This window comes from Nocardia sp. NPDC057668 (assembly GCF_042799795.1).
Taxonomy (GTDB): Bacteria; Actinomycetota; Actinomycetes; order Mycobacteriales; family Mycobacteriaceae; genus Nocardia.
Genome location: NZ_JBHVIC010000003.1, coordinates 878,248 through 890,821 on the forward strand (window position 1 = coordinate 878,248; position 12,574 = coordinate 890,821).

Consider the following 12,574-nt stretch of genomic DNA (forward strand, 5'->3'; position numbering starts at 1 on the left):
AGCCGATTCGACGGTGGCGGCGGCGATTCACATCCGCTGCTTCACCGGCGTTCACCCGGGGTGCCCGGTGGTACGGGAAGTCCGGAGTCGATGGACCAATCCGGGATGTGGGCCACGATGCCGAGGACCTCCGCCAGATTGTCGGCGGTGTCGATGAGCTGGCGCTCGGTGTGCTCGCTGGTCAGGAAGAAGCGCAGGCGCTCGGTCCCCGCGGGCACCACCGGCGCGAGAATGGCCCCGGCGTTGTATCCGCGCTGGAGCATGGCGGTGGCCGCGTAGCCGGCCCGCACCTCCCCGGGGACGATCACGGGCACGATCGGCGTTGCCTGGGAATCGGCGAGATCCATACCGCGCTCCCGCAGCGCGCCGCTGAACAGGCGCGCGTTGGACCACAGCCGTTCCAGGCGATCCGGTTCCCGTGCCATGACGTCGAATCCGGCCAGCACCGCGGCCACGTTGGCGGGTGAGGGCCCGGCCGTGTACAGCGCCATCCCCGGCGCGGCGTACTTGATGGCGCGCACCAGATCCCGATCACCGGCGATGAATCCCCCGGTGCTGCCCATCGCCTTGGACAGGCTGCCCGCCCAGATGTCGACGAGATCGCCCGGGAGGTCGAAGTGTTCGCGGCTGCCGAGCCCGTGCGGGCCGAGCACGCCCAGCGCGTGCGCCTCGTCCACCAGCACCGCGCAGTCGTACCGCCGTGCCACCGCGGCCATCTCGGCGATCGGCCCGAGATCACCGTCCATGCTGTAGTGCCCCTCGATGATCACCAGCGCCCGATCGAAGCGGTGGCGCGCGGACCGCAGCAGCGATTCCAGTGCGGCCGGATCGTTGTGCCGGAAGGTGACCCGGCGGCAGCCCGCCCACTGCGTGCCCGCGACCAGACTGGCGTGCGCCAGCGAATCACACACCGCCACATCGCCTTCGCCGAGCAGGAACCCGATGACGGCGGCATTGGTGAGGAAACCGCTCGAGGTGACCAGCGCCGCCCCGGCCCCGTAGATGTCGGCCAGGTACTCCTCGAGTTCGGCGTAGAGCGGAATCTCCCCGGTCACGATGCGGGTCGCCGAGGCCGAGGTGCCGTACCGTTCGGCTGCGGCGTTGGCGGCCGCGACGACCCGGGGATGCTGGGCCAGCTCCAGATAGTTGTAGGAGCTGAAGTTGACCAGTTCCCTTCCGCCGGAGCGGATCAGCGCGCCGTTGGGGCCGTCCGGCGACAGGAACAGCGGGTGCGGCAGCCCGGTCACGTCGACCAGTTCCTGGATGGCGGCCTGTTTGCGCAGGGCCGCCACCACGTCGGGGTGGTCGGCGAACTGCCTGCCCGGCCCGCGGGGCGGCCGGGTTCGCGGGAGATTCTGTTGCGGCCGTGCGATTCCCGCGCCCGACGGGCTCGCGTCGCGAGTGCCCGCGAGCAGTCGCCGCGCGATGTCGCGGTCGTCGGCGCTCATGCCCGCGCCTCCTGTGCCGCCGCGTCGACGCCGACCTGTGCCGCCGCGTCCGAGCCGACGATGACGCCGGCGATCCGCGCTCCCGCCCGGGCCAGGCTGAACGAGCGCCCCAGCTGCATGCTGTTCAACTCGATCCCGAGTGTCTTGGTCACCAGCGCACCGAATTCCACCGCCATCAGTGAATCGAGGCCGAGTTCGGGCAGCGGCACATCCAGGTCGATGGAGTCGGCCGCCACGCCCATCACCTCCGCGAGCTGTTCGGCGAGCACGTAGCCGACGACCGAGGCGCGCTGGGCCTCGTCGAGCGCGCCGATCTGCGCGCGCAGCTTCGCCGCGGCCGAGTTGTCCTGCGAGGCGGCCGCGATGAGATCGGCCACCCGGGCGGTGTAGGCGGCCTGCGGGGCCGCGAGCACGACCTTGCCCCATTCGACGGGAATGATGGCGGCCTGGCGCACGCCCAATCGCAGTGCCTCCCCGAGGTATCGGGTGCCCTCGTCCATGTCGATGGTGTCGAACCCGGTGATCCGCAGGTACCGCTGCACCGTCTCGTCCGCGTCCACCATCCCGCCGCCGGACATCGCGCCCCACCCCACGCACAGCACGCGTTCCCCGCGCCGGTACAGCAGTTCGGTGAACGCCTGGAGCGCGAGATTGGCCGCGGTGTAGGAGAACTGGCCGATGCCGCCCATGATCGCGCTGCCGGAGGAGAAGAGCACGAACAGGTCGAGCCGCACCCCGGCGGCGTCCAGGGCGGCGTAGATCGTGCGCGCGCCATCGAGTTTGGGCCGGAACACCGCGGTGAGACTGGCCCGGTCCATGGTGGTGATGCGCTGATCGTCCAGGATCCCGGCGGCGTGGAAGACCCCGCGCAACGGCAGGTCGGCCGTGTGCGCACGGCGCACCACCGCCGCCACGGCCACCGCGTCGGTGATGTCCGCGCGTTCCTCGACGACCTCGATGCCCTGCGCCGCCCAGTCCGCCAGTTGTGCACGGGCCATCTCGGTCCGCGCACCGCCGCGCCCGACCAGGACCAGGTGCCGCGCGCCCCGCCCGATCAGCCAGCGACCCGTGGCCAGGCCGAACGCGCCGAAGCCGCCGGTGATCAGGTAGCGGCCATCCGCGACGATCGGCACATCGGCGTGCGCCGGTCGCACCGGCGGCGCCTCGGTGCCCAGATGCAGTGCGATGCGGCCGATTCGGGTGGACCGCAGCGCCTGTTCGAACGCGCCGGCCACCTCGCCGGTGGCGAAGGACTCGTACGGCAGCGGCCGGTACTCGCCCGTGCCCATCTTCTCGTTGACGGCCTTGACCCGGCCCATGACCTCGGCCCGGCGCACCTTCAGCATGCGATCGAGGTCGAACGAGTAGTAGGCGACGTTCTTGTCGAAGTTCCGCATGTCGAGCACGCCGCCCGCGTAGATGTCGGCCTTGCCGATCTCCACGATGCGGCCGAATTCCGCGACTGCCCGGAAGTTCTGGTGAATGATCTCCCCCGGCGCGGTGCTGAGCACGATGTCCGCGCCGCGCCCGCCGGTCAGCGCCAGCACGTCGTCCACGAAATTGAGCGATCGCGAATCCAGCACCTCGTCCGCGCCCTGTGCCAGGACATAGGCGCGGCGTTCATCGGTGCTCGCGGTGCCGATCACGATGGCGCCGTGCAGTTTCGCCACCTGCACCGCCAGGCTCCCGACGCCACCGGCCGCGCCGTGCACCAGCACGGTCTCCCCCGGCCGCACCCGGGCCAGGTCCAGTAGCGCGTATTCGGCGGTGACCATGGACACGGTCGAGGTGCACAGTTCGGGTCGAATGGTGGCGGCGGTGGTGCCGACCAGCTCGGCGTCGGTGACGTGGTAGCGCTCCATCATGCCCGGCGAGGCGAGCCCGACCCGGTCGCCGACCCGGAACCGCTGCTCGCCCGGTCCGACCCGCACGACCGTGCCCGCGCCCTCCATACCCGGAGTGGTGCCGAAAGCCGTTGCGGCCAATTCGTTCTCACCGAGCACGCCGAGGATCTTGAGCGGATCCTTGAAGCCGAGCCCGATGGCCTCCATGCGCACTTCGATCTCCCCCGCGCCCGGTTCGCGCCGTGCGGCGCGCCGCCACCCGAGCTGGGAGAGCAAGCGGGACTTGGGGATGTCGAGGGCGAAATTGGCCTCGGGGTCGGTCAGCGGCTCGGGCTGGTCCAGCGCCGCCAGTCGATCGGGCAGCGCCCGCGTGACGACGGTGGACCAGCGCAGACCGGCGCGCAGGAACACCTCTTCGCTGCCATCGCCCGAAAAAGCGCCCGGCACACCGAGTTCGGCCGCCAGTTCGGCCTCGGTGGTCTCCGGGTCGATGTCGATGAGCCGCCACTGCAGCGCGGGCTGCTCGTTGAGCAGGACGCGGCGCGCGCCCGCCAGACCGGCGTGCCCGGGATCGGGCTCGGCCGGATCCTCCGGATGCGCGAAGGCGCGCTCGGTGATCAGCGTGGCGTGCAGCGAGCCGTCGCCGGTGAGCGGCAGGGGTTCCGGATGGACGCTGTCGGAGAAGGCGTCGATGACCAGCGCCATGCGGCTCAGTCGCCACAGGGCGTCCACGTCGTCGCCCGTGCCCGCCACGAAGCACAGGTGGACGCGCTCCACGCCCGGGGTGCCGTGCGCCTCGTGCAGGGCTTCGAGCAGGGTCCGCTCGAATTCCGCTGTCGCGGTGTCGATGACGAAACTTCCGGTGACCGAGCGGATGATCTGCTCGATGCGCCCGGTGGTGACCGCGCCGAGCGGAATCAGGATCGTGCGGGAATGCTCGGCCCGGGCGAGCGCGGCCCGGTCGAGGGGATCGCGCAGGGTCCAGCGCTCCTCGTAGTACAGCCCTTCCAGTCGTCGTAGCACGCCGCCGCCGAACGGAACGGCCTGGAAGCGCGCACCCGCGATCTCCAGCACCGGATTGTGGTCCCGGTCCAGGAGCAGGACATCGGCGTGCAGCGGGCCGGTGAGCCGGGCCACGACGATCACCTCGGCCGGGATGGGCGCGTAGGACCGCACCGTGTCCGCACCGATCGGGATGACCGCGCCGTCCCGGGCCGGTGTGCCGGTGTCACCGAGCGAGACGACCTGCCAGGCGGCGTCGAGCACACAGGGGTGCGCGAGATGACCCGAGCCCGCGGCGCGGCCACCGTCGATATGCGCGACGACGGTCTCCCCGTCCGCCCAGGCGCGGCGCACCAGCCGGAAGGCCGGCCCGTGCTCGACCCCGGTGGCGGACAGCCCGGCGTAGAGGGTCGCCGGATCGATCACCGTCATGGACTCGGTCGCGGGGACGTCGGGCTTGCCGGGATCGAACGCGCCCTCCACGAGCCGCCCGGTGGCGTGCACGGTCCAGGCCGATCCGGTGGCGGTGCGCGAGCGAATGGTGAAGCGCCGGGTGCCCTCGGCCACGGTCAGTTCCATGACCGGCACGTCACCGGCCTCGATGACCAGCGGCGCGATGAAGCGCACCTGTTCGACCGCCGGTACGCCCCGGTCGAATTCGAGGGCGGCGGCGCTGAGCGCGGCGTCGAGGTAGGCCGCGCCCGGCAGGATGCGGGCGCCGTCCACCACGTGATCGTCGAGCCAGGGCAGCACCCCCGCGGCGATGTCGAGGGTCCAGCGCCGCGGCGTCTCCAGGTCCGGGTCACCGAGCATGGTGTGCACGCCCGGTGTGCCGTTGCGGTGCTGTGCCCCGGCGGGCAGGTCAGCGCGTAAGCGGCTGCGCTGCCAGGGGTATCGCGGCAGCGGCAGATGCGCGGCCGGATGGGTACCGACGAGCGCGCCGATGTCCAGCGCGCCCGTCGTGTAGAGAGCCGCGACGAGCTGCCCCATGCTCAGCTCGTCGGGCTGCTTGCGATGCAGGGTGGCGACGGTCGCGCCCTTGTCCCCCGCAATCAGGAGGATTTCGCGAATGTTGGCCCCCAGCACGGGGTGCGGGCCCACCTCCACGAATACCCGGTGGCCTGCGGTCGTCAGGGCGCGGGTGGCGTCCGCGAAGCGCACGGCCGCACGAACATTGGCGCACCAGTAGTCGGCGTCCCAGCGTTCGTCCGCGACGCGCGCGCCGGTCACGGTGGAGTACAGCGGAATCGACGGCGGCCGGGGGTTCAGCTCGGTCAGGGCGGCGCGCAGCTCGTCCAGGATCGGATCCATCAGGGCGCTGTGGTACGGCACTTCGACGTGCAGCTTCTTCGCGAAAATGCCCTGCTCGGTGAGGCGTTCAGCGATCGCGTCCAGGCGGTCGTGCGCACCGGACAGTGTGCAGGCGGTGGGGCTGTTGATCGCGGCGATGTCGACGCCCGCGCCACCGTCCAGCAGCGGGGCGGCCTGCTCGGCCGAGAGTCCGACCGCGAGCATGCCGCCGGTGCCGGCGGTGCGGGCCTGCAACCGGGCGCGATGGTAGGCGACCGTGACGGCTTCGTGCAGCGTGAGCACGCCGGTGACGTAGGCGGCGGACACCTCGCCGACGCTGTGCCCGACCACCGCGGCGGGCGTGATGCCCAGGGCCGCCAGGGTTTCGGCGAGCGCGACCTGGACGAGGAAGTTCGCGGGCTGCGCCACCTCGGTGGCGGTGACCCGCGACTCCGCCTCGGGCCGGGCCAGTTCCGCCAGGATGGACCAGCCGGACACGGCGATGAACGCGGCGTCCACCCGCTGGGCGGCGGCCGCGAAGAGCGTGTCGGTGGCGAGCAGTTCCCGGCCCATGCCGAACCACTGCGGCCCCATACCGGTGAACACGAACACCGGCGCTCCGCCGCCGACCGTGCGGGCGGCGTCCCGGCCCGCGCCGTCGGCGAAATCCCTTAGCTGCGTGGCCAATTCGGCGGCCGAGGCGAAAGGCACGCCGATCCGGAACGGGTGGTGGTTGCGGCGGGTCCACGCACCGGCGGCGAGATCGTCCACCGCCACCCCGGATTCGAGCAGGCCGGCGTACGCGCCCGCCAGCTCGCGCACCGCCCGTTCGCTCCGTGCCGACACCGGCAGCACCCCATGATGCGGGACCGCGGCGCCACCGCCCGTCCCGGCGTAGCCCTGCAGAATCGCGTGCGCGTTGGTCCCGCCGTAGCCGAACCCGTTGACCGCCACCGTCATCGGCCCGGCGCCGGGATCCAGCGCCCGCGCCTCGGACTGGATCCGCAACCGCAGCTCGTCCAGCTCCAGATCGGGATTCGGCTCGGTATCCAGCCACCCCTGCGGCGGCAGGACGCGATGGTGCACGGCCAGCGCGGACTTGATCACCCCGGCGATCCCCGCGGCCGCCTCGGTATGGCCGAGGGTGGACTTGAGCGACCCGACCCCCAGCGCCTCGCCGCGGCCCTCGACCGCGCCGTACGCCCGGCCGATCGCCCGGAGCTCCAGCGGATCTCCCACCGGGGTCCCGGTGCCGTGCGCTTCGACGTAATCGACCCGGTGCGGTTCGATCCCCGCGCGGCGGCAGACCGTGCGCGCCAGGTCCTCCTGGGCGTCGGCGTTGGGCACGGTGATCGCGGTGGTGCGCCCGTCCTGGTTCGATCCGGTGGCCTTGACCACCGCGTACACCCGGTCGCCGTCGCGTTCGGCGTCCGCGAGCCGCTTGAGCACGACCACGCCCGCGCCCTCGCCGCGGCCGTAGCCGTCGGCCGAAGCGCCGAAGGACTTGCTGCGCCCGTCTTTGGCGAGGAAGCCGCCCTTGCACATGGAGATGAAGGTGCCCGGTTGCAGCATGAGGTTCACCCCGCCCGCCAGGGCCGTCTCGCAGTCGCCGTTCTCCAGCGCGGTGCAGGCCAGGTGCAGGGCCACCAGCGAGGAGGAACAGGCGGTATCGACGGTGATGCTCGGTCCGCCGAGATTGAGCGCGTAGGAGATTCGGTTGGAGAGCATGGTGTACGAGGTGCCCGCCGAGGAATGCATGTCGATGTGCGCCACGGCCTCGCCGGTGAATCCGACGGCGAGCTGATCGAGGGTGAACGCCCCCATGTACACCCCGACCGGCGCGCCCGCGCTGCGGCCCGCGGCCCCGGCGTCGTCCAGGGCTTCCCAGGCGACCTCGAGGATCAGCCGCTGCTGCGGGTCCATGGCGGTGGCCTCGCGCGGGGAGATGCCGAAGAAGTCGGGGTCGAAGGCCCAGGGGTCGCCGGTCAGGAAGGCCGCGCGGTTGGTGTACATGCGGCCCGGGGCCCGCTGGTCCGGGTCGTAGAAGCGCCGGTGGTCCCAGCGGTCGGCCGGGATCTCGGTGACGGCGTCCCGTTGTCCGATGACGAAGTCCCAGAACGATTCCGGCGAGTCGATGCCGCCCGCGTATCTGCACCCGATGCCGACGATCGCGATATCCGACAAGGCAGCCCGCTCCTCACAGTGTGTAGCCTCTCGCTCGGATCCGCTCCGAGCCGTTGGTGAAAGTGACACCCGCACAGGGTGTTTCAAACTCGGTCGGACTTCAGACTCGATGGCAGCCACATCATGACGTTGATCTGCGGCCCCGAACGCCCGAGCCGGATCCGGCCCAGCCGCTGCCCGCCGAACAGCTCGTAGTAGCCGACGTTGCCGTCCTTGCACAGGCACAGCGCGGGCACGGCCGCTTTCTCGATCTCGGTGATGGCGAACTGCAACAGCGCCGAGCCGACCCCCGACTGCTGCCGGTGCGGGTCCACGCCCAGGGTGACGCCGAAACAGTGCGGCAGCCCGGTCGCGATCTTGCCGATGGCGGAGTCCACGGCGAGCACCCGCGGCCCGCCGGCCCCCATGGCCCAGGTGAATTCCGGAATCGAGGCGAGATAGCGCAGCGGCCCGAATCGGTAGCCCGGCGGCTTCCACAGCATGCCCCCGGCCACCACGCCGTCCACGGTGGCCACGTGCGCACCGCCCAGCGGCAGGTACTGGTGCCGGATCATGGCGCGGGTCAGCCGGGGCTGGGCTCGTGCGCGTTTGGCGGGATCGGGGAACATGTATTCCCCGAAGGGATCGTCCTCGCTGAAGGCGCGGTCCAGGGCGGCGGTCATGGCGGCGATGTCGCTCTTGACGGCCGGGCGGATCTCTATGTCCTGCAGTGTTTTCGGCATGGATCGACTTTCGATGCTGCGGAAGTGTGTGGCCCGAGGGGGCGCGGCGGCCGAGCCGCGGTGATCGGCTGTCGCGCTGTGCTGTTCGCCGGTCTCCTCAGTCCCCGGGCGCGGCGTCCCGGGCGACGGGCCGCATCATGAGCGGATGCTCCGGCGCGCCGACGAAGGACATCTGCCGGCGCACGGGCCCCGACACCGCGAGCTCGAGCCGGAAGCGCTGCGCGATAATCGCGAGGGTCAGCACCGCCTCCATGGTGGCGAATCCCTGTGCGATGCAGACTCTTTTACCCGCGCTGAAGGCGAGTGAGGCGTGCCGGTGGTCCGGGGTCATGTTCTCGGGCAGATACCGGGTCGGGTCGAACTTCTCGGCGTCCTCCCACACCCGGCCGTTGTAGTGCACCCCGTGCAGGCTCACCACGACGGTGGTGCCCGCGGTGACCCGATACCCCGCGAGCACGTCGTCCTGCTTGGCGACCCGGGTGAGCCCGATGATCGGCGGGTAGATTCGCATGGCCTCCATGAAGATCGCCCTGCACCACACGAGCTTGTCGATGTCGGCAGCGGTGGGCAGTCGCCCCGCCAGGACTTCGTCCAATTCGTCGTGCAACCGCTCCCGCGCCCAGGGGTTCTCCGCGAGCAGGTCCCACACCCACGTCAGGGCGGTAGCGCTGGTCTCCATGCCCGCGCCGATGAAGGTCATGAGCTCGTCGCGGATCTCGGTGTCGCTGTACCGGTGCCCGGTCTCGGCGTCGGTGGCGGCCATGAGCAGCCCGAGCAGGTTGTCCTTCCCGGCGATCCGCCCGCTGCGATGGTCGGCGATGAGCTCGTCCACCGCCCCCTCGATCCCCCGCAATTCGAACATGAGATGCGGCGCGGACACCCAGGTCAACGCCCGCATGGCCCGGATCGGCAGCCGCGACCCGATCCGCTTGTCCGGGTCCTTCTCGGTGTGCTTGACCACCCACGTCGACAACTTGCGCAACGGCCGGCTCAACCCCGACGCGAACCCGACCCCGTAGAACTTGAGCAGGTTACTGAGATTGATCTTGTGGATGGGCCCCGACAGGTCGGTCCCGAACATGGTGCGCGCCACGATATCCAGCATGAGCCGGTTCATCTCGCCCCCGATGTCGACGGCGCTCCCCGCCCGCGCCGCCTCCCCGATCCGCCCCGCGGTATCCAGCACCGCCGCGGTCATGGGCTCGGCGAACCCGTCGATGGCACTGCGCGAAAAGATAGGCCGCACGAGCCGCTGGTTCCGCAGATACCGCTGCTCGTCCATGTCGGTGACCAGCCCCTGCCCGAAGGTCACCGCCATCATGTCGTACTCCGCGCTCTTGGCGTAGTTGTCCTGGTTACTCACCAAAACCCGCCGCGCAAGCTCCGGACTCCGCACGATCACATACTTCAAAAATGGCAACCGAGCCACCATGACGTCGTCCGCCCCCGGCAACTCCGCCGCCAGGTAATGCACAAGGGTCCGGTCCCGCCACCGGGCCCCCATCCCGAACGCCATCCGCCAGGACTGCCCCCAAGAAATCCGCGTGGAATGCCACCGCATAGGAGCAGGCACCCACCGCGAAGGATACAACTCAGTGCCCCCCAGGCGATTTGCCGCCATGACCACCCTCCACATCCCGAATCATCCTGGCCCGGTACAGGTTAGCCAGGGATGCTACCGCATAGTAGCGAGAGGTGCATGTTTCGAGAATGACACCCGAGGTTGCTCGGCGGTAAGTGGAAAAACGGGCTCTGATCAGCAGGTTGTCCCCAAAAGTGGGGTCTGGCACGCACTCGGAACCCATGCCCGCAAAGGATCCACATCATCGAGCCCACGCCCCACAGACTCACCCGCGCCCCAAACCCGCTGTACAACAACCATTTCGATCCCCTACACAACGCAATCCCCGCTCCAAACCCCTCCCAAACGGCCCCCAAAAACTCACCCACCTCTCCACCGCCACCCCGGAAAGCTGGAAGTTCGCACCACTCGAAACCCGCCCCCTCCTCCCGCCCAACTCGCCCCACTACCCGACGCCACCCCGCCCAGCTTCCGTCCGATAGGTCCTCGACGGCGAAGCCGTACGAGCCCCCTCCGAACTCCCCCACGGCCCCGCCCGTTTTGTACCAACCCCACTCACCCCCACAAGGGGACGAACACGCCCGCAACCAGCCGATTTGGAGGAAGTGGGGGGTCCTGATGTACTCTCATCAAGCACAAAGCGCAGCGGAGTGCAACGGGCTGTGGCGCAGCTTGGTAGCGCACTTGACTGGGGGTCAAGTGGTCGCAGGTTCAAATCCTGTCAGCCCGACAGTAGAAAACCCCTCCCGACCTCGGTCGGGAGGGGTTTTCTTAGTTGACTGTCCGAAGATTTGGGGCCAACCTGGGTCCGACGGGGATGCCCTGTCCTCCACGGGCACGTGATTCCGGCAATTCGGGACCACTGGCGGGCATCGTCAAGTACCGAGCCAACAGATCGCCGCCATCCCGCAGCGCCTGATATCGGGCTGCAGATAGCGCCGGGTAAACCGAGGGCTGGCATGCTCTGCCTGCACGATAACTCGCTCGTGCTATTCACTTATCCACATCGTCGGAGTAGCACAGGTATGCCTCAATGTCGCGGGCTTCGTCTGGCGCGTTGACCTTCGTCGATCGAGCGATCCGCGCGTTGCAGCGCAGCAGCGATGCGGCCGAGTTGACGTTGACCACAGCCGACTCCGGTTGAGCGGCAGCACAATCCCAGCACAGCGTATCGTCAGTACCCGACGGTGTAGCGGAAGGATACGTGGGTGGGGAACTCACTCGAGCGGGGTCACGTTTTCGCAGGATACAAGATCGAGTACCTGCTGGGCGCGGGCGGAATGGGTGAGGTGTACCTGGCGCAGGATCGTGATCTCCCTCGCATGATTGCGTTGAAGGTGTTGCCTCCGTTGGCGAGTATCGACCCTGATCTGCGCAAACGATTCGAGCGAGAGACGCATGCGGTGGCTGCGCTAGTCCATCCGAATATCGTCGCCATTCATGCTGGCGGAGAAGAGCGGGGCCGTCCTTGGATATCAATGGCATACATCGATGGAAGTGACGCAGACATCGAGCTGAGGAGCGGACCACTCGCACTTGACCGATCCGTATCGATCATAACCGATGTCGCAGAAGCGTTGGACTACGCGCATGATCACGGAATTCTACATCGAGATGTTAAGCCAGCCAACATACTTCTTACCAAAGGGCGGCGAGAGCATGCGATTCTCACCGACTTCGGCATCGCAAAGAGCACAAACGAAACTAGTCAACTCACGAGCACTTCCAACATGATTGCCTCATTCCGGTATGCTGCGCCGGAGAGGTTCTCCGACAAGATGACTGTCGACCGTCGAGCTGACGGATATTCGCTCGGTTGTACCCTCTATCAGCTTTTGACAGGTGTGCTTCCGTACACTGGCGACATGATGCAGCTCGTTGCGGCACATACAGGTTCGCCGATTCCGAGGCCGAGTTCACAAAATCCCTCTGTTCCAACCGCATTCGACGGGGTCATCGATCGAGCCCTGGCCAAGGACCCTAGAAATCGGTTCAACTCATGCTCCCAACTCGCTGCGGCAGCGTTACGTGCACTTGAATCCGTGCCGCGTACACCCTATCCGGCTCACGAAATCGAGATGGCCTGGTCGGATATTCGGGCAAAGGTAAGGGAATACGGAGCATCAGTCCATGCGATGATGTCTGGAGCACGACTGATTAGAATCGATGGCGAGACCATCGTCCTTGGTCATCAGCACGCAATGTTGGCAGAACGATTGATTCAACCACATAACCGAGATGCGCTGCTCGCCGCGTTTCGATCTGTGCTCGGTTCGGACGTCTACGATATAGAATGGGAAGTCGGAGCAGCGAAGCCCCTTTCGTCCACTGCCCATTCTCCGGCAGCGGCGGCAACTTCGCCGCATCGTGCCCGGAAAGCGAACAGTTGACCGCCGCACAGCTATCGGCCGCGTCCGGGTGATGAGGCGTAAGTCGTGAATAGGGTGGTAGTTTGTGCGCAACTGGTGGCAGGTAGCGCACAAGCGGTGCGCGGCACAGGAA

The 12,574-nt window shown here is 68.5% G+C and carries 6 protein-coding genes and 1 tRNA gene; 2 read left to right on the top strand and 5 right to left on the bottom strand.

Translation table 11 applies throughout. The features are described 5' to 3' along the window. Positions 1–41 precede the first annotated feature (41 nt). The 4 genes from ACFVBH_RS22555 to ACFVBH_RS22570 form a co-directional block, all read right to left on the bottom strand. Positions 42–1,448: an aminotransferase class I/II-fold pyridoxal phosphate-dependent enzyme gene (locus ACFVBH_RS22555; protein ID WP_379004076.1), complete on the bottom strand. Its 1,407-nt coding sequence runs from the start codon at positions 1,446–1,448 to the stop codon at positions 42–44. Then, positions 1,445–7,768, bottom strand: coding sequence for an SDR family NAD(P)-dependent oxidoreductase (locus tag ACFVBH_RS22560; RefSeq protein ID WP_379004078.1), 6,324 nt, complete (start codon positions 7,766–7,768; stop codon positions 1,445–1,447). Before ACFVBH_RS22560 ends, ACFVBH_RS22555 begins: the two co-directional genes overlap by 4 nt. Before the next feature lie 83 nt (positions 7,769–7,851). Beyond that, entirely contained in the window at positions 7,852–8,490 is a 639-nt protein-coding gene (locus tag ACFVBH_RS22565; protein ID WP_379004080.1) for a GNAT family N-acetyltransferase, read from the bottom strand. A 97-nt stretch (positions 8,491–8,587) separates the two neighbouring features. Next, positions 8,588–9,853, bottom strand: a complete 1,266-nt coding sequence (locus ACFVBH_RS22570; RefSeq protein WP_379004082.1) for a cytochrome P450 — start codon at positions 9,851–9,853, stop codon at positions 8,588–8,590. Between the two features lie 875 nt (positions 9,854–10,728). Between ACFVBH_RS22570 and ACFVBH_RS22575 the strand changes: the two genes are divergently transcribed. Next, positions 10,729–10,802 (top strand) — tRNA-Pro (locus ACFVBH_RS22575). A gap of 263 nt (positions 10,803–11,065) precedes the next feature. Here ACFVBH_RS22575 and ACFVBH_RS22580 read toward each other — a convergent pair. Beyond that, entirely contained in the window at positions 11,066–11,200 is a 135-nt protein-coding gene (locus ACFVBH_RS22580) for a hypothetical protein (protein ID WP_379004084.1), read from the bottom strand. Positions 11,201–11,280: 80 nt separating this feature from the next. Here ACFVBH_RS22580 and ACFVBH_RS22585 point away from each other — a divergent pair, with 80 nt between their 5' ends. Then, positions 11,281–12,462 carry a protein kinase gene (locus ACFVBH_RS22585; RefSeq protein ID WP_379004086.1) on the top strand — a complete coding sequence of 394 codons (1,182 nt, stop codon included), beginning with the start codon at positions 11,281–11,283 and terminating at the stop codon, positions 12,460–12,462. Positions 12,463–12,574: the final 112 nt, after the last annotated feature.

Excerpts from the sequence above, each read along its gene's own strand:
- ACFVBH_RS22555 (WP_379004076.1), bottom strand. The coding sequence starts at position 1,448 with ATGAGCGCCGACGACCGCGACATCGCGCGGCGACTGCTCGCGGGCACT.
- ACFVBH_RS22565 (WP_379004080.1), bottom strand. The coding sequence starts at position 8,490 with ATGCCGAAAACACTGCAGGACATAGAGATCCGCCCGGCCGTCAAGAGC.